Source organism: Polyangium sp. 15x6 (assembly GCF_029960785.1).
Taxonomy (GTDB): domain Bacteria; phylum Myxococcota_A; class Polyangia; order Polyangiales; family Polyangiaceae; genus Polyangium.
The window spans coordinates 1-21365 of record NZ_JASBQE010000038.1 but is presented as its reverse complement, the minus strand read 5'-3'; the positions used below and the strand labels follow the sequence as shown (position 1 = coordinate 21365).

Genomic DNA, 21365 nt, shown 5'->3' with positions numbered 1-21365 from the left:
CGGTATGCGCACCGCTTTTCGTTCTGAAAAAACGGAATCGGTCAGGACGCGCGCGCGGTCACGGCGGCGCGGCTCTTCGGGAGCGTGACGGTGAAGGTCGATCCCTCGCCGGGCAGGCTCGCGAGCGAGATGGCGCCGCCGTGGGCCTCGACGATCTGGCGCACGATGTAGAGGCCGAGGCCGAGGCCGCCGTAATGGCGGGACGAGACCGCGCGCTCGAATCGGTCGAAGATGTGCGCCTGCCGGTCCTCGGGGATGCCGATCCCGCGATCCTCGACGCAGAGCCACGCCTGCGAATCGTCGCCCGAGGCCCGCACGCGGACGGGCTTGCCGGCGCCGTACTTGAGCGCATTGCCGAGCAGGTTCGTCACGACCTGGCGCAGCCTCGCCCGATCCCACATGCCCCGCACCGGGCGCTCCGCCTCGACGACGAGCGAGCCGCCCGTGCGCGCGATCTCCTCGCGCAGCTCGCCGGCCGCCTCGCGCGTCAGGGCCGCGAGATCCACCTCTTCGAGCTCCAGATCGAGGTGGCCGGCTTCGAGGCGCGAGACGTCGAGCAGCCGGTCGATGAGGTGCAGCAGGTGCTTGCTTTGTCGATCGCTCGTCTCGAGCAGGCGCTCGATCAGCGGCGCGGGCATTCGATCGAGCTTGCCCGCGCGCGCATGCCGGAGGAGCGCCTCGATGCCGAGCCGGAGCGAGGTGCAAGGCGTGCGTAGCTCGTGCGAGGCGATCGACAAGAACTCGTCGCGCGCGCGGATGGCCTCCTGCGACTCCTCGTAAAGGCGCGCATTCGCGAGCGCGAGCGCCGCGTGGTGGCCGAGGTCCTCGGCGAGCGTGAGGTCGGCCGCGCAGGCCGGCGAGGAGCCGGGCATGCGGGCCAGGGTGATCGCGCCGAGCGTGCGGCCGCGCGCGACGAGCGGCACGGCGACGTACGAGGAGAGGCCGAGCGCGCGGACGAGCGCCTCGCAGCTCGGATCCCGCGTCCCGAGCGCGGCGAGACGCGCGTCCGTGGTGTCGGGGACCGCGGGGCAGAGCAGCGGCTGGCCGAAGCGGACGACGTGGGAGACGCCGCCCGGCAAATCGGGCTCGACGCGGATGGAGCCGGGTTTGGCGAGGGCCTCGCGCGCCGGATCGACGTGGGCGAGGGCGCCGAGGTGCACGCCGCCCTGGCCGTCGACGGTCCACACGGCGCACCAATCGGCGGCGAACGGGACACAAAGATGCGCGAGCCGGGTCGCCGTATCCTCGTAATCGAGCGTGCCCGAGAGGATACGCGTCGTCTCGGCGAGGAATGCGCTCCTTCGCTCGGCGCGCTCGGCGGCCGCGCGGGCGGCCTGCTCTTTTTCGAGGAGCCGATCGCGCTCTTCCTCGGCGCGCCGCCTGTCCGTGATGTCGCGGCCGAGCACGACGAGTCCGCGGCGCCGGCCGTCCGGATAAAAGAGCGGGACCTTGTAGACATCGTACGTCCGGATCGACCCATCGGGCCGCGGCACGTTCTCCTCGACGCGGGAGAGCTTGCCCGCGTCCCAGGCGACGCTGTCGGTATCCGGGCAGACGAGCAAGGCTTCGCGATAGAAGGGCGTGAACGCCGAGAGCTCGGCCTCGCTCTTGTTCTGGTAATCGACGCCTTCGAGGCCGAAGACTTCGAGCCCGGCGCGATTGACCTGCAGCCAGCGGCCCTCGCCATCCTTCATGAAAATGGGATCGGGCGAGGCCTCGATGAGCGTCCGAAGCTGCTCGGCGTTGGACATCCCTTGCTCCGGAGATGCCGCCGACTCCTCCGGCGTGTACCTGGTCAGCTCGGCGCGTGCCCCGGAAGCCGGCGCGTGCTCCTGCCGGGCCTCGCGATCCCTCGGGGCACTTCGCATCATTGCCGCCATGATCGCGCAGCCTAGCCCCTGGCGTCAGAGACGCAAGGAAGCGATGGCGGCCGGATCACGGGCGATCGAGCGGGCCCTGGGCGGATTTCCGTCGGTAGAGCCACCACGTGCCGACGTGATTCACCGGGACAATCGTGGGATCCTCGCGAAACATGCCGTCCGGCGAAGTTCGGCTGCGAACGAGGAACCAATCGAAAAACCTACCATTCTGGAGAGGCCGAAACTTGTGCGGCGTCCATTCCCATCGCGTGGGGACGTGCGGCGGGATGACGGCCGAGGGCTCGGCGCGGCTCCGATACACGAACGGCGAGGCGCCGAAGACGGCGAAATGGAAGCTGAGCCAGCCGCCCTTCTCCGCCTGCACGTAGGCCGGCAAATGGATGAAAGGGGTGTTTTTCTTGGTCGAGCCCCCGTGATCGAAGACGAGATACATGAGGCGCGGGGCGCGCGGGATGTCTTCGACGATGCGGTGGAAGTCCTCGGTCGCCCGATCGAAGACGCGGTAATTCGTGGCGATGGCGCGCGAGAGGCCGATCGGCGCGAGGGCGAGCGCGAGGACGAGCGGGGCGCGGAGCAGGGGCGCGCGGGGCAGATCGGGCAGGACGGCGAGCGCGAGGAACGCGAGCGCCGTGGCCTCGCGCGGGTAGACGTACCACCAGACGCCCTGCTGCATCGGCAGCACCAGGAACGACAGGAGGAACGCGCCCGCGCAGCCGAGGGCGAGGACGTGGCTGCCGAGGGCGAAGGACCAGGCGCGGCGGTTCCAGGTGTTCGCGCGGCCCGAGAGCGCGAACGCGACGAGCGAGATGAGCGCGACGAGCCCCACGGTGCGGTAATTCGTGACGATCGCCGCGGCCTCGTTCGCATCGTGGAAGCCGCCTTCGAAGAGGAGCGGGCGGATCTCGTCGAGACGGTGGGTATCGAAGTGCGAGAGGTCGATGGGCCCGCCGATGGCCGCGGGCCGGACGCGTGTCCACACGGCGAAGAGCGCGAGCGGCAGAGCCAGCGGCGCGAGGATCGGCCGGAAGCGCCGCGTCGCCGGGTACATCACGACGGCCGCGGCGACGACGCCAAGGGCGGCGAACGGGAAGCGGAAGACGTGCGTGAAGAAGAGCAGGACGAGGACGGCCGAGAGCGTGATCTGCCGGCGCCGCGAGGGCGCGTCGAGCAGGAGGAGCGTCACGCCGACTGCCATCGCGAAGAGGCCGAGCGCGCCGACGAAGTTGAGGAAGCCCCAGTGCGTGAGGTGGCTCCACGCGAACGGCAGGCCTGCGAGGCCGAGGAGCGGGCTCTTCTTCATGCCGTGAAAGAGCACGGCGAGGCCCGCGGGCAGGAGCGCGAGCATGGCCACGGCCGCGATCTTCACGGCCACGTACGCGGGCACGAGGAACATGAAGAGCGCGCCGAGCACGTACGAGGACATGTACGGGACCGCGAGCGGGTGCAGCTCGAACTGATCCCGCAGGTGGTAGCTCGGATCGAAGAAATGCCGCAGCGCGCCGGTCTGCGCGGCGTGGAACGGGAGATCCGTCATCGGCGCGTACCGCGCGGCCGTGAACGGGTAGGCGATCACGTAGAGGGACGCGGCCAGCGCGACGATCGCCAGAGCGGAACCGAGGGGATTCTTGTGTACGGCGGCCTCTAGCCGCTTTCCGAGACGCACGGGGGCGGCAAGTTACCACGCCCTTCGCGCTTGCCATCCGCTACCCTCCCGCGCGCATGATCCCGAGGCTCTCGCTCCGCTTGCCCCAAGGCTCGGACGGGCTGCCCGTGGCGAGCGCGCGCGAGGCGCGGATCGCCCGGGCGCTCGCCATCGTGGCCACGGCGTGGTTTTTCCTCGTCGCCGCGTGGGAGATGCTCGGGCCCGTGCTCAACGGGCACTGGGCCTCGACCGCGAGCATGGGGATCATCGCGGAGAACATGCTGCGCTGGGGGATCCCGGGCCCCGTCTGGGAGTACACCGAGGCGCGGCCCGGACCGGAGCTCTACTACTGCCACCACCCGTGGGGCATCTTTTGGGTGACGGCGTTCGTCATGAAGATCGTGGGCCGGCACGACGTCGTCTGCCGCCTCGCCGCGATCCTCCTCTCGGCCGCCACGCCGCCCTTGCTCTACGCGATCGGCCGCTCGATCTGGCGACCCGCGGCGGGCGCGGCGGCGGCCGTCGCGTTCGTCGTCCTGCCGATCACGCTGGCCTTCGCGAGCTTCAACGCGCTCGAAGTGCCGCTCATGTTCTGGTCGCTCCTCGCGATCTACGGCTGGGTGCGGCTCGTCCAGACATGGCGCAGGCGCTTCCTCTTCGTGAGCGCGGCAGGCCTCTTCATGGCGCTGCACTCGGACTGGCCGGCGTTCGTCCTCGCGGGGCAGTGGCTCGGCTTCGGGCTCCTCCGCGCCTACCTCGGCGGCCGTCGCTTCTTCGGACCGCTCCACGAGCGCCGGTATGCCGAGCTCTGGATCACCTGGGCCGTGCTGTCCGTGCTCACCGGGGTCCTCTACCTCGCGATCTTCCAGAAGGCCGGCAAGCTCGGCGATCTGCTCTCGGTCTACGGATCCCGCTCGGCGGGCAACGCGATCCCGCTCTCGGCCGTGCTCGCGAGCCGGCGGTACTGGATCGAGCTCTCGTTCACGCCGATCGCGATCCTGCTCGGCAAGATCGCGGCCGCCCTCTGCGTGCTGCGCCTGCTCCTCACGCGCGCCGAGGTCGAGCTCGCGCCGCTCCTCGTGCTCGGCATGGCGACGTTCCAGTACATCGTCTTCAAGCAAGGCGCCGACATCCACGTGTTCTGGCCACAGACGTTCGGCGCGTACTTCGCGCTCGCGATGGGCGCGCTCGTGGCCACGCTCGCGCCCGTGTTCGAGCGCCTCGCCGCCCTCGCGCGTCGCGCGCGGCGGTTGCCCGCGGGTAGCGCGCTCGAGGGCGGGCTCATCGCGCTGGGGATCCTGCTCGTGCCGCTCGTGTTCATCCTGCGCGACGGCGCGCCTGCGCTCCTCTACGCGCGGCAAACGGGCGGGCGCTTCAACGAGAAGGGAAACCTCATCGACTCGGACGGCGACAAGACCGTGTTCCTGCGATGGCTCGCTTCGCGCATCCCGCGCGACGCCACGGCCCTCCTGCACGAGAGCATGCACGCGACGTGGGCGCAGGTCTGGTCGCTCGGCGGGCGCGTGGTGAAGGTCAACCTGCCGGTGCCGACGGGGCCGCTGCCGGGGCGCGCCGGCGTGTTCGTGATGGACAGCCGTTACGTGCCGGAGGCGCAGCTCGCGGCCGTGACGAAGCGGTTTCACGTGACGGCCGTGGGCCCGTTCTGGGCCGTGTTCCCGGGCGAGGCGTTCGCGCCGATCGACGCGTACGTCTTCGAGGAGCGCGAGCCGAGCACGTTCGAGTGGCTGTTCGTGAGCGCGACGGAGCCCGCGCGTACGATCGTGCCGGACGCGCATGCGACATGGGAGCAGCGTGTGCACTGGGAGCAGGAGGCGACGCCGCCCGCGGAGCCGCCGCGGACGTTCGAACAGAAACGAATCGCGCACAACGTCGCCGTGACGCAGGGCGACGCGGCGCGGGCGGAGGCGCTCTTCGCGGAGATCACGCGCGAGCTCCGGCCGATCGGCGCGGCGTACGAGGACGGGCCCGAGATCGTGGGCGCGTCGTACCGGACGGGCGCGCGTTCGCGCCTCGACCTGTTCGTCCGGGCGTCGGGCCCGCTCGCGCCGGGGACGACGCTCACCGTGCGCTCGAAGGTCCTTGCGGGTGCAAGGTTCTCCACGACGATGCCGGATCCGACGACACGCGAGGTGGGAATGCCGCTCGTGGTGCCGGTCGAGCGGATGCGGAAGGGGTTTCTTTACGTGGATCCGGTGACGATCGTGAAGAGGCCCGGCGTGGAGGTCTTCCACGCGGCGCTGCTCGGGCGGGGGAAGTCGATGAAGCTCGCGCGGCCCGCGGGGACGAATGCGATCGAGGTGCTGCGGCTCGACTAGACGTTACTGGCAGCCCTTGCCCATGAGCGGGCCCATGCTGCCGTCTTTCTCGATGAAACGCACGTCCTCGCAGGCCTGGTTCGGCTCGCAGTCGGCATCGGCCGCGCATTCCTCGAGGCACTGCCCCTCGTTGTTCGCGAACGTGCCTGCCGGGCACGAGGGCGCGGGCGCGGCCTTTTGAGCCGACGCGGCGCCGCTGTCGACCGGCGCGGGCGTCGTGTTGCTACACCCGAGGGCGGCGCCAAAAACGAGGGCGACGAGGCCCGCGGCAAAGACGTGTTTTTTCATGGCGCTCACATGCAGCTCCAGGAGAAGTAGACCTGTTCGCCGCCCGCAAAGAGCTTCTCGTACTTGGCCGGCACCGGGGGCACGGCTTTTCCGGCGAGCTGCGGGGTGAGATCAACCGCGTTGTCGGGGGAGCCGTCCTCGAGGCCCGCTTTCACGACCTTCCCGTCCTGAATCGTGATCCATGCATCCCCGCTGCGGCCTTGCCGGTCCGCGCAGACGACCGGATGCACGAAGGTCTGCAGCTTCCACTTGTAGGCGTCCTCGGCCTCTTCTTGCCGGAACTGCCGCGCGAGCTCCTCCCGCTCCGCCGGCGTGAGCGCTGCCGCCGCGGGTTTGTCCGCCTCGGCCGACGTCTTGTCCGGCGGCGTGCTCGATGCGCAAGCCGCCAAGAGAAGCGCAAGGGTTCCTGTTCTCCAGATCATGGCGCGGTAAGAAGACAAAGCCCGTCGCGGGTGTCAAGGGTTCGCGGGGGCGACGTGCAGAGCAAGGCTGCATATCCCCCGGAGCACGACCCGCTGTGGCCGGGACGGTCGTTTCTCCTCCTTCGCGTTTGGATGATCAAACCGGCCACGCGCGGGCATTCCCTGCTAGAGACTGCCGGCGGCGGGCGCCCGCGTCTGTCGCCTGCGCGTGGAGGGGAATGCCATGAACGCTTGCGTGAAGAAGGTTTGGGGGCTTGGTGTCGGCTTCGTTTGCGCATTCGCGATGGGAGGGATCGGGTGTGTCGCTCCGATGACGACGGAGGGCACGCCCGAGGCGCTCGAAAGCGCGCCCGGCGCGGAGATCGCGTCGCTCGGCGGCGGGATGGAGCAGGTCCAGATCGAGCACGAGGATCTCGAGGTCGGCCTGCAATCGTCCGTGGAAGACGAACCCGCCGAGGAGACGGGGGAGCCGACGCTCTCGGGGGCCGAGGAGAGTGGCGCGGAGGACCCGAGCTCGGCGATGTGTTACTCGACGAGCGGCAGCTCGTTCGGCATGTCGTTCGTGTGCAATGCCCTGTGGACCAAGCTCAAGGCGTATTGCGGCATCGACGGCGTGGCCCAGTACGGCGTTTGTGATTGCTCGTGCAACAGCCTCACGAAATGGTGCTCGTGCAGCACCTACGTTTGTTGCAACGGCTAGCAGGCTGTCGATGAACTTGCTGCGCGCCCTGGATCGTCGGTCGTCGTCCTCGGAATACGCCTGTATTCCTGCGTCCTCCTCCCTAGCTCCAGGGCGCTCGCGGCGTTTCTCGCCAGCCTGCTAGGCGAGCCGGTTTCCGCGCGGCGGGAGGCCTCCGTGAGGGGGATGGTCGCACCGGGGAGGCGGGAGCGTCAACGACCGGGCGTGACAGGTGCGCGGCCCTCGGCGTTTTCCGGAGGTCCCTCGTCGCCCACCGGCAGCCGCATCGTGAACGAGGTCCCGCGCCCGGGGGTGCTGTCGACGTCGACGCTCCCGCCGTGAGCCTCCGCGACGCCGCGGACGACGGCGAGCCCGAGCCCCCAGCCGCCCGGCGACGCGCGCTCGTGGCGCGCGCGGGTGAAGGGCTCGAACAGCGTGGCCTGCTCGTCCGCGGGGATCGGCGGGCCCTCGTTGTGGACCTCCACCTCGACGAGGTCCGGCCGCGAGCGCACGGTGAAACGCACCGGGTCGGCCGACCCGTATTTGAGCGCGTTCGACGCGAGGTTCCACAAGGCTCGCCGGAGCTCCTCGCGACCGAAGTTCCCCGTCGTGGGCCCTTCGGGCGCGACGACGACGAAACGATCGCCGTGCTGCTGGGAAAGCTCGGCCACGACGTCTCGCACGATATCGAGGATGTCGCAGCGCTCGCGTGAGAGCGGGAGGCGGTCGCCCGCCTTGACGCGCTGCGCGTCGAGCAGGTCGCTCACCATGCGCTCGGAGCGGTCCAGGCTCCGGAGGACGGTCGACATCCAGCGGTTGGACCTGGGGTCGTCGATCGAGCGGTTCACCAGTTGCGCGGCCACGCGCGCCGCAGAGAGGGGGCCGCGGAGGTCGTGCACGAGGATCGACGAGAAGACCTCCCGCATCCGCTGCTCTTCCTGCAGCGCCTCGATTTGATCATGCAGCATGCCGTAGAGCTCCACGTTCTCGATGAGGAGCGCGAGGTGGTGGGCGATCGCCTCGAAACGCTGCTTCTCCCGCGCCGAGAAAGGCCGCTGCTCGCGCAGGCCGACGTACATCACGCCGAGGAGCCTGCGCTGGAGGGGGATACGGACCCCGAGGAGCGCATGGATGCCGCTGTGGCGGAGCGTGTCGGTGACGTCGAGCTCGGTCGTCTCCGCGTCGAGGAGGGACGTCGGCACATCGCGCGATGCGATCGTCCCGGCAAACGAGGAGGGCGAGAGCGAGCGGACGTAATGCGTGAGGCTTTCGTCGGCGATCCCCGCCGACGCGGTCATCACGAGCTTTTCGGTCGTGGGCTCGTGCAGCAAGATGGCCGCCGTCGCGGCGCCGAGCGCCTCCATGACGATCGGCATGGCGGCGTGGAGCCGGTCGGCCAGGGTCGGGAACCTGCGGAGCGCGTCGGACGGCTCGCCCGTGAACGCCTGTCGTATGAGCCGAAAAAAACGCTTCTCCGACTGCGCGTCGTCGAGGAGGTGCCGGACGAACCTGTCGGATACCAGCACCGTCGACGCGTGCACGATTTCGAGGATCCTGTCGACCTCCAGCGGGTCGCACCTCTGCTCGGGCGGCACGGCCGCCCACGCCTGGAAGATGCAGCGGCTGAGAAGCGCAAACTCGCTCTGGAGCTCGGGGAGATCGAAGCCCTGGCGGAGGCGGGAAGCCAGGTGGCTCTCCACGAGCTCGACCTGGCGGCCGCTCGGCTGACGCACGTTCACCTCGACCAGGGACGCGAGGAACGTCGGCATGATGTTCATCAGCTCGGGCTGCGAGAGCCCACGCGCCGATGCCGTTTTCTGCGCCTCCTCGGCCCAGCGTTCGAGGATACGGCCGCCATGCGTCTCGATGATGTGCTTGATCGTCGGCACGAACCCCTCCCTCGACACAGGTAGCACATGTCGTGCAAAGACGGACGCTGCCGAGCCCGCTTTCACGGTTTTTCGCACCGTGACGATCAATCAAAGATACTTCGGATCGGGCGCGGAGGTTTCCCGTTGATGCCGGAGCCTCTCTGGACAAACCCAGCGAGGCGTATGGCTCGTCCTCTCCTCCCGAAGGCGGCGACGTGGGGTGTGCTCGAAGTGGCCTTCGGCGGCGGCGAACCCCTGCTCTTCAAGGACATCGTGCCCCTTCTGCGGAAGCTCCGCGACACGACGCCGCTCGGGCTCGGGTTCACGACCCACGGCATGTACGTGACCGACGCCCTCCTCGATACAAGGGGCCCGATCCGTCGCTTCATCTCGCGGAGGCCGATCTCGCGCTCCTGCGCCGCGCGCTCCGCCGGCTCGAAGGCCGGAGACGAGGCGCACGGACATCGAGGCGTCGGTGCATGCCGAGTGGAAGACGATGGCCGGAATCCTGCAACGGGAAGCGGAAGCGGAGGCGAGGGCCCAGCGCACGGGATCCGAGGTACAACCGCGTTCTTGCGCGCCTGGGGGCTGGTGAAGGACGCCTTGGGGGTGACGAGGAAATCGGGTTGCGAGACTACGGCTGTCTTCAGGTCGCCGTTCCACCGCGCGATACCGAAACGCTCCCACATCCGGTTGACGTCTTGCGCTCCGACGAGATCACGGGCGTGGTACGCGAGGCGCAAGGGTTCTTCTGTGGACTGGTTGTATTTGCTCCGTCCGCAGGATTTGCACACCTTGCCGCGTTCGACGCCAGTCGAGCGTGAGGACATCGGGGGCAACGTGGAAGGCGCCCACATCTGCATCCATGGCAGCTGGGTCTGCCGCATGTCCTTCTGCTTTGCGTACACGCTGCGAAAGGAGAGCCCCGAGAGCCCTGCGTTCTCGAGCGTCTCGGCGAGCCGCTCGTCGACGAGGATCTCGCCGTAGGTGCTCACGGCGCGAAACTGCCTGAGCTTGCCCATGCTCTCTGCGTCCGAGCCATCGAGCACGTACGCCGCGGTCTGCCGCATCCCTGCGCCACAGGCCGGGCACGCGGTCGAGATGTCGTAGTCGGTGCCGAACCGAGGGCCTCCGAAGACGAAGATTTCCGAGGTGCCGATCGCAACGATGAGGGGGGCCGCTTCGAACTCCTCGTCCGTGTATTCGTCCCAGCGATCCTCTTGCCATTCGACCTCATAGGCAAAGAGAAGCTTCTGCAGGGTGAGGCGGCGAGAGTCGCCGAAATCGAGCGTAACATAAGCGAAAAGCTTCAGGAATTTGTTATCGCTGACCTCGGCCACATCGGGACCACACCCCGCGGATCCCAAGACGGTCTGTTCGCGTCCCGGAACGTCATTCCCGTCAAACTTTACCCGTACCTTGGTCTTCATCGTGCCACTCCTTCGCCCCCGGCGAATAGGCCCATTCGTTCACGTTCGGCGCGACATCAGGCGGCCTGACGCAGACGCGGATCTGCGCGCGGACGAGAGACGGCACACACAGGACGAGAAGGACCGCGAGGAGGAGGACCCCATGGCGACGCATGCGAGCCAGGACACTGGAGGCGTGTGCGCGGGGCAACTTTTTACCGAAACCACACTCCGACCCGTCTCGCGCCGATCCTGAAAGGCTGAACCGCCCGCCGACCCTTCCTTGCCGAAAAAACGGCTCCGTTTTTTGTCGCCCGACCCTTCCTTCACAAAAAACGGAAGGCTCGGCGGCGCCGCGACCCTTCCTTGCCGGACCGCGCCTCTCCTCGACGCGCCGCGGACGGGTCGGAAGGAGATTTGGAAGACCATCGTTTCACAGACGACCCTTCCGTGGCGAATTTGGGAGAAGCCTTCCGCGCGAAAGACGCGTCGCGAGGCGATTCAGGGAGCCGTTTTTTCGTCGAGGAAGGGTCGAACGCCGGTTCGGGAAACCGATATCGGGCGGAGACGGGTCGAAACGCTTATTTTTCCCCGGTTCCGCTGCTGCCGCGCTTCTTGGCGGCGCTCGCGTCGGGGATGATCTCGTGGATCTGCGCCTCGGTGAGGCCGAGGTTCTTCAGGTCGCGCTTGAAGTTCTTGAGGCGCGTGTGCGCGCCCCGCACGGCGGCGCGATAACCGGCCTCGGCGACGACGCGGGCCGCCTCGACGGGTCGATACGCTTTCACGGCGACGTCGTACGCCTCGCGCTTCGCCTCGATGGCAGAGGCCCAGGCATTCCGCTCGTTCTCGGGCCATTCGAGCAGCTCCGCCTCTCGGCCTCTGCGGTGACCGGCGGCCCGGACGACGTGCGCGGTGCCGTGTTAGGGCTCCCCGCCGAGCTCGAATCCGCCTTCGTGATGGCCGTCGGTTGGCTCTACGTGGGGGACGAGCATGGGGAGAGGCGGGCGGGCGTGGGCTTCTGGCTTCACGGCGATCGCGTGGGAGGCTTGCTCTTCGACAAGCCGACGGCCCACGGCGCCGTCCGACTGGCCGCGTGGGGCTTGCTCCACGACGGGCGGCTCTTGCCGCTGTCTTGTGAGTCGTATTATCCACGCCCCGGGTGGATCGGATCGTGACGTACCACGACCGCCCGCAAGACGCCCCCGCACACGCGATCATCGACGCGGTGGTCGATCGGAGGCTGAAAGGCCCCACGGAGTTCACGGTCGCCGAGCTCGAGACGCTCCTTCTCCCCGCGCCCGACCCGAAGCGCGTGCATGGCGCCCAGTACAGGCTTCAAAAGGTCGGCATCACCTGGCCCGGCTCGCCCGAGATCCCCGAGGAGCCGGCATGACGGGACAACCCTTTTTTGCGGTGACTCGTCTCCCCAAATGAAGGCTCGAGCTCCCACCGATGGACCTACCTCGTCGCAAAGCGGGAGCGGGACTTACGCGGGCGCGAGCATCTCCAACCGCTTTCGGGCGAGATGCAGGCGACCATCGACGGCCTTCGGCTTGATGCCGAGCGAGGCTGCAATCTCCGGTATTGATTGGCCCTCCAGGAAGGGGAGGACCGCAGCGCGCAGGCGGGAGCTGAGCTTTTCCAGGAATCGCTTCAGCCGGAACATGCCGTACATCGCGTGTAGCAGGGTCTCCGCCGAGGTCAGATCCTCCGCGAATCCAACGAGCACCTCACGCTCGCGTCGCACGAGCCGGCGGTGATTGCGCGCATGGTTGAGCCCGATCAGCGCGAGCCACGGGCGAGCCTGCTCCGGCGTGATCAGGCACGAGAGGCGACGCCATACCGTGATGAAGACCTCTTGCAGGACATCCTCCACGTCGCAGAGAGGGACGGCCTGGACAAGAAGAAGGCGGCGCAGGAAAGCGCGGTGTTCGAGGTAGAGGCGGCCGAGCAAGGCGTGCGATGCCGAAAAGTTTGCCGGCGGCGGATGGACGAGTAGCGTTGTCATTAGCTCATGACTCCGGTCAGTGCGGGGTTGTGGGTCAGACGCTGGTCGGTGTTGCTTCACCGGCCGGCGTCGCTTGTTTTGTCCCACGAATCGGGGCGGAACTCAACGATAAAAAGTGAGATTGGTTCGTCCCGGGGGAATTCCCTCACCCCCAACCCCTCTCCCGTCCCGGGAGAGGGGCGAGGGAGGCTTTCCCTTACGATGCGCGGCGGTAGACGAGGCGGGTGAGGGTGGCGATGACGTGGTCCATTCGGTCGAGGACCTTTGCATCGACGGTGCCGATATAGCGCATGGCCTGGGCGACCTGGACGCAGGCCAGCACCTCCCTGGCCGACCCGAGGGCGGAGGAGTAGCGCTGCCGCTTGTTTCCGGCGTGGTTGCCCATGCCTTCGGCAATGTTAACCTTTCACCAAACGGCGACACCGCCCCTGGTGATGGCAGGAACCGTGAAATTGCCCATGCGCCGGACCCCCGCGGGCGCGGCAGAGGCGTGGGCGGCGGCCGAGAACGTGAAAGGGCACACGTGCGCCTGCGGGTGCGGAGGGCGGGTCGTGGTGAAGCCGTGGCACCACTGCGTCGGGATCCCGCGGTTCATCCGGTGGCATCAGCCGGAGGTGTGTTCAGCGTGGGCAGCAGCGGAGAACGCGAAAGGGCGGCATGTGTGCCGGTGCGGATGCGGGAAGCGGATCCGCGTGCTGCCGCGGCACCACACTACCGGGATCCCGCCGTATCTTCGGGGGCATTATGAGAGGCGTCGTAGCAGGAAGGATTGACCGAGCATCAGAACGCCAGCCGAGCTGGACGTGAGGGGGACGTGAGAGTTACCGAAGAGCGGTGTCCGTGCCGGCCTTGGATGAACCCGCGCGTGACCCACGGGAACGACGGCGCAAAGCGATGCCCAGTGCCAATGCAATCAGCGCTCTCGACGCGAAGGACGTAACGCGAAGCGTACCTGCGACCCGGCATCCGCAACCTTCATCGCCTGCGGAATCGCTCCCACCGGAGCCAGGAGAGACGCCGCCGACGCCCCCGGAGCCGCCTGCACCAGGATCGGAGCCGCCGGCACCGGAGCCACTCCCCGAGCCGCTCTGGACCGAAGACTCACACCACTTCATCGAGACATTGCATACGTAGCTGGGGGCGCAAGCCGTGTCGTCCGTGCAGCTCGTGGCACACTTGCCCGCGACGCACGCGTATCCTTCCACGCAGTTCACCTGCGTACCCTCGACGCACGTGCCGCTCCCGTCGCATTTCGAAGCGTTCACCTGAGTGGTGTCCGTACAGGATGCTGCCGCGCACTCCGTACCCGCCGCATACAACGAACACTCCCCGGACCCGTTGCATTGACCGTCGAGCCCGCAGGTCGAAGGCGGCTGCGCCGCGCACTCGTCGTCGGGATCCGTGCCCATCTTGATGGGCTCGCACTGCCCGTCTGCCCCCTGGCCTTTCTTGGCGGCCGAGCAGGCCTCGCAGGATCCAGTGCAGGCCGTCTCGCAGCAGACGTCGTCGACACAGAAGCCCGAACTGCATTCGAATCCGGACGAGCAAGCAATTCCGGGCATCCCCGGGGGCTTGCATACTCCGTTGATGCAAATATTGCCGGACAGGCACTCGTTGTCGTTCGTGCACGGATTCTTGCACGACCCCGCCGAGCAGACGTATGGCGCGCAATCCATTCCTGCGGGATCGGTCACGCATTGACCCGTGCCATCGCAAATCTGACCCTTTACGACGGTCCCCTGGCAAAGCGAGGCCCCACAGGACGTCCCCTGCTGATGGAGCTGGCAGGCCCCTGCGCCGTTGCATTGGCCGTTCTGCCCGCAGCTCTCGGCTGCTTCGAACGCGCATTCGTTCTCGGGATCCGTCCCGCTCGCGATGGGCCCGCACACGCCGTCGGCGCCGGCGCCCTTCTTAGCTGCGGTGCAGGCCTCGCAGAGGCCGGCGCAGGCCGTGTCGCAGCAGACACCGTCGACGCAAGCGTCCGACTGGCACCAGACGTCGCTCGCGCACGCGGCGCCGTTCGCTCCGAGCTTCCCGCATACGCCTCCGATGCACACGTTGCCCGCCGCGCAATCGGCATCCGCAGCGCAGGTCGTGTTGCATGCTCCGTCCACGCAGGCGTACGGCGCGCAGTTCGCGGACGCACCCGCGGCCACGCACGTGCCTATACCGTTGCACGCATTCGGCTGCGCTGCGCCACTCACGCAGACCGCTCCGCAAGACGTGCCCTGGGCGTACATCTGGCACGCGCCCGCGCCATTGCAGCTCCCGGTCGTCCCGCAGGTGCTCGCTCCCTGATCCGCGCACTCGTCGTCCGGATCGCCGCCCATCGCGACGGGACCACATTCGCCGTCGACGCCCGCGCCCTTCTTCGCCGCCGTGCAGGCCACGCAGGAGCCGCTGCAGGCCGTGTCGCAGCAGACGCCGTCGACGCACGAGCCGCTCGCGCACAGGGCGCCCGATTGGCAGGGGTCCCCATTCACGCTGAGCGTCGGATCCGTGACGAAGCGGGCGAATGTCCGGGTGGTTCCGATGGGCTGTGCGGGCTCGAAGCGCTGGTAGACGAGGAGCGTCTCTTTGAACGGCCCCGCGGCGATGGAGGGACTCAGCTCATTTCGATTCTGAGCATTGGCGATGACGAGGCCTGTCGGATCCATCACCACGCCGCCGGGCGTGATCCGCGCGCCATAAAGATCCTGCCGCCCGCTCACGGCGCGCTCGTCTTGCCAGACGACCCAGTATTGCGCGCCGTCCCAGGCTGCGCGGGACGCCGCTTGCCGGTTCGCCGCGGTCGAGATGTCGATCCCCGTCGGATCGAGCATCGTGCCGTCGTTGTTCACGCGCGCGCCGCGGACGTTGGCGTCGTAGCCGTTCTCCCAGGTGACGAGCCAATCCGTGCCGTTCGAGGCGACGGAAGGGGTCGTCTCCCGTGTCGCCGTGACCCCGAGAGGGACGACGAGGTTTCCCGTGTCGAGCACCGTCCCGGCGGGCGTCATCCGCGCAGCGACGACGTCGTCGCCCGCCCCGGGCCTCGTCCACGCGATAAGGTAGTTCGTGCCGTTGTACGCGACAGCGGGCGTCGTCCCGCCGCTCGACGAGATCTGAATGCCCGACGGATCGAGCACCGCCCCGGCCTGGGAGACGCGGCTCGCCCAGATCTGGAGGGTGACGGTGTCCTGCCAGGCGACGAGCCAGTTCGTGCCGTCGGACGAGACGACGGGGGCCCGCTGAAAGCCCGCGCCGGTGACGATCGGGATCCCCTGCGGGTCCGACACGGTCCCGGATCCGCTGACCCGCGCGGCGTAGACGTCGTCGGTCCCGAGATTGCGACTGTCTTGCCAGGCGACCAGCCAATCGGTACCGAGCGCGGCGACGCTGGGTGCGCCCTGTTGGCTTGCGGCCATCGCAATTTCAATGCCATTCGGATCGAGCACCGCCCCGTCGGAGTTCAGCCGCGCCCCGAAGACGTCGCGCGAGCTCGACGAATGGCGCATGTCCTCCCAGACGGCGAGGTAGTCCGTCCCGTTGTAGGCGACGGCGGGGCGCATCTGCGTGTGCGCCGTCTGGGTGATGCGCTGGCTCGCCGGATCGAGCTTGGCGAGCGCGTTCGAGAGGCGCAGCCCGAAGATATCGTTGCCCGAGGACTCGCTCGAGCCGCGGGTGTCCTCGAAGACGAGGAAGATGTTCGTCCCGTCGTGCGCCGCGGAGGCGGCGTGCCTCGAGCCTCCGGCCTCCCCGATGAGCGCGGCCCACGGGGTCGTCATGTTCCCGAGCGAGTCGAATTGCGCGCCACGAACATCGAAGCCGAAAATGGCGAAGACGTTGTACACGCCGCCTGCGTAGACGACGCTGCCGACGGCTCCCGTGAGCCCAAGGGATTTGCCATCCATACCGTCGAGCAGCACGCCGGAGTTGGTGACACGCTGACCCATCATGCCTTTGCCCGACCACACGGCGAACCAGTTCGTGCCGTCGGAGGAGACTTCCATACGATCGGCATTGCACGGTTCGGTGGACTGGAAGTCCGAGCAGAGGTCTTCCGTCCCGAGCACGGCCCCCGCGGGCGTCACTCGGTGGCCGCGGACGTAGTAGCCGCCGTTGTTGGTCTTCGAGTCGCTGACGACGAGGTAGTTCAACCCGTTGAATGCGACGTCGACATCGCTGTCGGCCAGGTACACCCCGGAGTTCTGGATGGTGACCTCAGGCTGTAGCGTACCTGCGGGCGACGCGAAGCGCCCGTAGACGCCGGTGTTTTTCTTGTATACGATGAAGTACTTCGTTCCGTCGAACGAGATGGCCGACGGTCCATGCGTGGCGCCGCCAGATGAGATTTGCCTCCCATTGGGTTCGAGCACGGTGCCGCTGCCGCTGACACGCGCGGCATAGATGTCGCCGCTCGAGAAGATCCGCTTGTCGGTCCACGTCACCATCCAGTTGGTGCCGTCGAAAGCGAGATCGGGTGCTTCCTGCTCGTTGGCCCCCGCCGAGATCAGGATGCCCGTCTGATCGAGGACGACTCCCGCGCTCGTGACGCGCGCGCCATAAATGTCACGCTCCGCGGAGCCGGCCGTGCGTCCGTCTTCCCAGACGACTAGATACTGCCCATTGCCATAGGCGACGGCCGGGTCCGTCTGCCCGTAGTACGCGGGCACGTAGATCGGCTGGTCGATGCCGAACTCGGGCCCGATCACGGGATCCAGGACGGCCGGGAAAGCGCTCTCCTCGAGCGCGCGCTCCGGCACACGCAAGACGATGTGCCCCTCCTCGAAGTCGACGGGCACCGCGGTCTTCTGCCCGCGCCCGTCGATCCACGTCGCGACGCCATAACGTACGCCGAGGCCCGTCGCCGGATCCACGAAGTGAAGCCCGGCCTCGTTCTCCTTCGTAAAGATCTCCCCGGAGACCGCAATCCGAACCACGAGATCCCCGCGGCCCTCGGGCTTCGCAGCGAACGAAAAGCTCTGCTCGACGCCCTGCTCGGTATTTTCGAGGTGCTCGACCACGTCGCCGTGCATGATGGCGACGCGCGAGCTCGGATCAAGGTCCGCCCGCGTGTCGCCTCCGCCTAACGCAGAGACGCCGCCGCGATCGATCGACGCCAGCGTGGCAACGAAGGCGGCGCCTTTCACCGCATCGCGCCCCGGCTCCTCCCCCGCGGGTTGGTACGGCGCGACCTCGAACGAGCGCGCATCCGCGCGTACGGCATACGTCGTGTGGCCCCCACGAAACGAATCGCCTTCGGGGCGAAACGCGAAGTGCACGCGCCGCATGACGTCGCCGAGCCCGAGCTGCCCCGCGGCGGGCACCGGGGCAGGAGCGTGGCTCGGGGGCGTCGAAGCCCTCTGTGCGCCGTTCTCGGGCTGCTGCTCGTTCGTACACCCGAGCAAGGCGCCTATCAGTGCGGAGCACAAGGCCGCGCGTCCTGTGCGCGGCCGCGAACGAACCCTGGACCCGTGGGAGCAGGGTGTTCGCCTTGAAGCCTTGGACATGAAGACTCCCTCGCAGAATGTTGGCCAGCCAGGTTGCTGGCGTCAGATCTTGCCGAGATCTGGATACATGTAAGTTCTGCTGTCAATCAAAATTACGGTTCTGGACAGCCGCGCGCGGCGTGGAGCTTGATGGTGTCAAGCGGGCAGTGCCCCAGTCAGTGCGTTTGGCGAAAGGTCAACGATGATGCCATTCGTGACGTCAACGCAGACGGAAACGTGAGCTGTTTCGAAACGTTGGCGTTCTTTAGGCGAGAGCTTCCCACCGCTTCTGCCGCGTTCAACGCGACGCTGTGCATGGCCCTGCGCATCTGCCGCGCCAGATCCGAATCCTTTCGCTCAATCCGCTCTGCAATACTTGCCGCGTCCCCCGCCATGGCCAAAACGACTTCGTAGATCTTCAGCATGATGACTCCTCCGCCCGACGACCCTTTCGCCGGGACCCCCGTCCCACAGCGTCGCGCGGAGGCCTCTTCAAGGCTGCGCAGCACCGCGCGGAGCCACCCGGAGCCACGCGAAGCGTGGCGAGGATGGCGAGCACGGCTTGGCCTTGAAGAGGCCGAGCACGACGGTACGATCGCCGTCCCCGAGCGGAACCCCTGCATACCGTTCCCCAAACGCACGCGCACGCGCACGCCCAAACGCACGCGCACGCGCCTCCGCCTCCGCCTCCGCCTCCGCCTCCGCCTCCGCCTCCGATCAGGGATCCATTTGCTACGTACGTACCAGGCCGCTACTTCAATGATTACAACAACTTGTGCGACTCTGAGAGCGACGCGCGGCCCGGCACTTTAGCTGATCGCTTGTTCAGTAGTCGAGCCTGTCCGTTAGAGAGGTCTCGACCATGGATCCCAGGAACGGCATCATGCCCGGCATGGGCGGCAAGGGTAGCAAGGGCGGCAAGGCGCGCGGCACGGCGCAGAAGGGCGCGCATGTGAGCCCCCCGGGCGAAGTCTCTTTCTTCGATGCCGCGCCCCATGCGCCCGCGGTCGTCGTGAACGCAGGGCCCACGATCGAAGATCCTTCCGCGGTCAAGCGTGTTTTCGCGGTCAACGGTCCGCACGCAGGGACGTCGCGAGTCCTTGCCTATCGGCGCGTGTCCACCATGGAGCAGATGCGATCCGGCACGTCGCTCGACGCGCAGGACGAAGAGATCCGGCGTTACTGCCAGTATGCGCGCCTCCCCGATCCGATTGACTTTGAGGAAACGGAATCGGGCGGCGTCGAGTCACAAGAGAAGCGAGAGAAGATCGCCACCCTGCTAAAGGCAGTCCGCCCGGGGGATCTCGTGATCGTGGCCAAGCTCGATCGGTTCTCCCGTGACATCGTCTTCACGATCTCCGCCGTGCGCGACATCATCAAGCGGGGGGCGCGCTTCCTGTCTCTCGCCGAACGCTTCGACGCCTCTACCCCCGAGGGGGAAACGCAGATGGCCCTGTGGGCGTCGATCGCACAGATGGAGCGGGCCCGCATCCGTGATCGCACGGAAGGCAATCGAAAGCGGCTCCGGTCCCTCGGGAAATTCGTAGAGGGACAGCCCCCGTTCGGGTACGTGCGGGCCAAGGGAGCGGACGTTCACGACAAGCCGCGCCGATTGGAGATCGATCCGGTCAAGGCGCCGATCGTGCGCCAAATGTTCGACATGTGCATTGCAGGGCATAGCGCGAATGACATAGCGCGACACTGTCAGACCACCTATCCGGGCCTCTCCGCCTTCCGCTCCCGGTGGATCCTGGCGTTGCTCAAAAACCGCATGTACGCCGGGCAGATTGCGACGACTCCGGTAAGGCCCGACAAAAACCGTCAACTGACGCAGAAGCCCGCGGAATGGGTCGATGCACACGAGCCGATCGTTACGCTGCAAATGTGGCACGCGGCGCAGCATGCACTGTCGGGGCGCCGTAACTACGGACGCAAGGCGAGCACGACGACGATCACGGCGCAATGGTTGATCCGAGGGCTCGCCCGGTGCTCCCTTTGCGGATCGATGATCACGTCGCACCCTGCTAGCGAGAAAAACAAGCATGCGGGCTACTACGTGTGCCGGAAGCGATACGCTCCCGAGTTGAAACACGGGACACGGGAGCGTTGCCAGGGAGCGCCCTGGAATCGGCAGGGCGAGATCGACCCGAAGATCGAAAAACTCGCGGCGCGTCACTTCAAAGCGCTAGACGGTCAACTGTCGAAAGCCCCTCCGCCGTCCCCCCACGCGCCGAATTTTAGGGCGCAGCGGGCCAAGCTCGTGACGGCGCGCAGCAATCTCGTTTCCATGGTCTCCTCGGGTCAATGGTCCATGGAGGTGATCCGGGCGGAAGCGGCGCGCATCGAGCGAGAGCTTGCCGCGATCGATGCGGAAGAGCGGGCGCTATCCGCGGAAGCTTCGGCCGATACGGTCGAGAATCGAAAGGGGGCGCTCTCGTGGTTGCGCTCGATCGTGGCGCAATGGGAGACGATGGGCGTCCCTGCTCGGCGCGCTACGCTCGCGGCGATGCTCGACGGGATCAAGATCGGTCCGGAGGGGATCGCAATCGAATGGAGCGATGCCGCGACGATGGCCGTCCGGTGTGCGGAGGGACGCCTACCCGATCCCGCAACGCTCGACCATGCGAGCGACGATCCGCGCCGCCCTGCTCGCCCGATGCTCCCGGGAGGCGCCGAGCACGCGCGCGCGCTTCCGCCCGGTGACGCCTAGCAGGCGTCCTAGGTGGCTGGTGTCGATCGCGAGCCCGTCGAAGAGGTCGTGGCCGCTCGTGTTCCCATGGCCGCCAGGGTGCATATCGGACAGGTCGCCTGACGGCTGATAATGGTTTGGATCGTCTTCTGGTCTTCCGTGGCGGGGGGCGGGTGTGCGGGGCGCCCCCCGCCCCCGGTCACACTGCCCAACGCGTTCTCGACCGCTTGTCGTGCCGCAGCCCCAGCGCGGCGAGCCGTCGGAGGTTCTCCGCGGCGCAGAGCATCGTGAAGTCGCGCGTGACTCGCTCGGTGCCGCGTACGCGTACTCGACGTCCGCCGTGCCTTCGCCTCATCAGATGTGCGAGCTTGCGCTCGACCTTCGGGCGCGTGGCTTTATAGCCAGCGCGCCACGCGGGGCTCTTCTGCTCCGTGCGCGCGTGCTGCAGCAGATGCTCTCGCTGATTCACCGCGACGTTGCGGCCTTGCTTGGATTTCGTGCATGAAGCCGCGAGCGGGCACTTCCCGCAGCGCGCACCGAAAGACGCTACTCCTGAGCCATCCTTTCGGCGGCGTATTTGGACGAGCTGCCCAGCCGGACAGGTGACCGTATCGCTCGCAAGATCCATGTGAAACGCGTCCTTGGTGAATTGGCCATCAGGCGATGTAGGGGC

Annotated in this window: 17 protein-coding genes; 5 read left to right on the top strand and 12 right to left on the bottom strand. The window is 67.5% G+C overall.

All coding sequences use genetic code 11. The features are described 5' to 3' along the window. Nucleotides 1-41 precede the first annotated feature (41 nt). Nucleotides 42-1751 (bottom strand): ATP-binding protein, encoded by a 1710-nt coding sequence (locus tag QHF83_RS26270; RefSeq protein ID WP_282420686.1) that lies wholly within the window; start codon nucleotides 1749-1751, stop codon nucleotides 42-44. 184 nt (nucleotides 1752-1935) lie between these two features. After that, a complete protein-coding gene (locus QHF83_RS26265; RefSeq protein WP_282420685.1) occupies nucleotides 1936-3543 on the bottom strand; it encodes a hypothetical protein in 1608 nt (535 codons plus the stop codon). A 56-nt stretch (nucleotides 3544-3599) separates the two neighbouring features. Between QHF83_RS26265 and QHF83_RS26260 the strand changes: the two genes are divergently transcribed. Continuing rightward, nucleotides 3600-5858, top strand: coding sequence for a glycosyltransferase family 39 protein (locus tag QHF83_RS26260; protein ID WP_282420684.1), 2259 nt, complete (start codon nucleotides 3600-3602; stop codon nucleotides 5856-5858). Nucleotides 5859-5861: 3 nt separating this feature from the next. Here QHF83_RS26260 and QHF83_RS26255 read toward each other — a convergent pair whose 3' ends face one another. After that, on the bottom strand, nucleotides 5862-6146 hold the full coding sequence (locus QHF83_RS26255) for a hypothetical protein (RefSeq protein WP_282420683.1): 285 nt from the start codon (nucleotides 6144-6146) through the stop codon (nucleotides 5862-5864). A 5-nt stretch (nucleotides 6147-6151) separates the two neighbouring features. After that, nucleotides 6152-6535, bottom strand: coding sequence for a hypothetical protein (locus QHF83_RS26250; protein ID WP_282420682.1), 384 nt, complete (start codon nucleotides 6533-6535; stop codon nucleotides 6152-6154). Nucleotides 6536-6878: 343 nt separating this feature from the next. Here QHF83_RS26250 and QHF83_RS26245 point away from each other — a divergent pair, with 343 nt between their 5' ends. After that, the gene (locus tag QHF83_RS26245) at nucleotides 6879-7268 is read left to right on the top strand and encodes a hypothetical protein (RefSeq protein ID WP_282420681.1); all 390 of its coding nucleotides are present in this window, start codon (nucleotides 6879-6881) and stop codon (nucleotides 7266-7268) included. A 191-nt stretch (nucleotides 7269-7459) separates the two neighbouring features. On the opposite strand, the gene QHF83_RS26240 is transcribed toward QHF83_RS26245, so the two are convergent. The 3 genes from QHF83_RS26240 to QHF83_RS26230 form a co-directional block, all read right to left on the bottom strand. Beyond that, nucleotides 7460-9136, bottom strand: a complete 1677-nt coding sequence (locus QHF83_RS26240) for a sensor histidine kinase (RefSeq protein WP_282420680.1) — start codon at nucleotides 9134-9136, stop codon at nucleotides 7460-7462. Nucleotides 9137-9222: 86 nt separating this feature from the next. After that, a complete protein-coding gene (locus QHF83_RS26235) occupies nucleotides 9223-10458 on the bottom strand; it encodes a hypothetical protein (protein WP_282420679.1) in 1236 nt (411 codons plus the stop codon). 650 nt (nucleotides 10459-11108) lie between these two features. After that, a complete protein-coding gene (locus QHF83_RS26230) occupies nucleotides 11109-11312 on the bottom strand; it encodes a hypothetical protein (RefSeq protein ID WP_282420678.1) in 204 nt (67 codons plus the stop codon). Between the two features lie 132 nt (nucleotides 11313-11444). Here QHF83_RS26230 and QHF83_RS26225 point away from each other — a divergent pair, with 132 nt between their 5' ends. After that, nucleotides 11445-11702: a hypothetical protein gene (locus tag QHF83_RS26225; RefSeq protein WP_282420677.1), complete on the top strand. Its 258-nt coding sequence runs from the start codon at nucleotides 11445-11447 to the stop codon at nucleotides 11700-11702. Continuing rightward, nucleotides 11699-11920 (top strand): hypothetical protein, encoded by a 222-nt coding sequence (locus QHF83_RS26220; protein WP_282420676.1) that lies wholly within the window; start codon nucleotides 11699-11701, stop codon nucleotides 11918-11920. The genes QHF83_RS26225 and QHF83_RS26220 overlap by 4 nt, the downstream gene beginning before the upstream one ends. Nucleotides 11921-12013: 93 nt before the next feature. On the opposite strand, the gene QHF83_RS26215 is transcribed toward QHF83_RS26220, so the two are convergent. The 4 genes from QHF83_RS26215 to QHF83_RS26200 all read right to left on the bottom strand — a co-directional run bounded on the left by QHF83_RS26215 (nucleotide 12014) and on the right by QHF83_RS26200 (nucleotide 18428). After that, nucleotides 12014-12535 (bottom strand): sigma-70 family RNA polymerase sigma factor, encoded by a 522-nt coding sequence (locus tag QHF83_RS26215; RefSeq protein WP_282420675.1) that lies wholly within the window; start codon nucleotides 12533-12535, stop codon nucleotides 12014-12016. Between the two features lie 196 nt (nucleotides 12536-12731). After that, entirely contained in the window at nucleotides 12732-12932 is a 201-nt protein-coding gene (locus tag QHF83_RS26210; RefSeq protein WP_282420743.1) for a hypothetical protein, read from the bottom strand. A gap of 424 nt (nucleotides 12933-13356) precedes the next feature. After that, nucleotides 13357-17841 carry a hypothetical protein gene (locus tag QHF83_RS26205; RefSeq protein WP_282420674.1) on the bottom strand — a complete coding sequence of 1495 codons (4485 nt, stop codon included), beginning with the start codon at nucleotides 17839-17841 and terminating at the stop codon, nucleotides 13357-13359. A gap of 338 nt (nucleotides 17842-18179) precedes the next feature. Beyond that, nucleotides 18180-18428 carry a hypothetical protein gene (locus QHF83_RS26200; RefSeq protein WP_282420673.1) on the bottom strand — a complete coding sequence of 83 codons (249 nt, stop codon included), beginning with the start codon at nucleotides 18426-18428 and terminating at the stop codon, nucleotides 18180-18182. Between the two features lie 458 nt (nucleotides 18429-18886). On the opposite strand from QHF83_RS26200, the gene QHF83_RS26195 reads away from it, so the two are divergent. Further along, the gene (locus QHF83_RS26195; protein WP_282420672.1) at nucleotides 18887-20713 is read left to right on the top strand and encodes a recombinase family protein; all 1827 of its coding nucleotides are present in this window, start codon (nucleotides 18887-18889) and stop codon (nucleotides 20711-20713) included. A 178-nt stretch (nucleotides 20714-20891) separates the two neighbouring features. On the opposite strand, the gene QHF83_RS26190 is transcribed toward QHF83_RS26195, so the two are convergent. After that, nucleotides 20892-21365, bottom strand: a 474-nt coding sequence (locus QHF83_RS26190) for a transposase (RefSeq protein ID WP_282420671.1), incomplete at its 5' end; no start/stop codon positions are given.

Bases quoted from the DNA above. Each gene is read 5' to 3' on its own strand.
- QHF83_RS26270 (WP_282420686.1), bottom strand. From the start codon at position 1,751: ATGTCCAACGCCGAGCAGCTTCGGACGCTCATCGAGGCCTCGCCCGAT.
- QHF83_RS26260 (WP_282420684.1), top strand. From the start codon at position 3,600: ATGATCCCGAGGCTCTCGCTCCGCTTGCCCCAAGGCTCGGACGGGCTG.
- QHF83_RS26255 (WP_282420683.1), bottom strand. From the start codon at position 6,146: ATGAAAAAACACGTCTTTGCCGCGGGCCTCGTCGCCCTCGTTTTTGGC.
- QHF83_RS26245 (WP_282420681.1), top strand. From the start codon at position 6,879: ATGACGACGGAGGGCACGCCCGAGGCGCTCGAAAGCGCGCCCGGCGCG.
- QHF83_RS26215 (WP_282420675.1), bottom strand. From the start codon at position 12,535: ATGACAACGCTACTCGTCCATCCGCCGCCGGCAAACTTTTCGGCATCG.
- QHF83_RS26200 (WP_282420673.1), bottom strand. From the start codon at position 18,428: ATGCTGAAGATCTACGAAGTCGTTTTGGCCATGGCGGGGGACGCGGCA.
- QHF83_RS26195 (WP_282420672.1), top strand. From the start codon at position 18,887: ATGCCCGGCATGGGCGGCAAGGGTAGCAAGGGCGGCAAGGCGCGCGGC.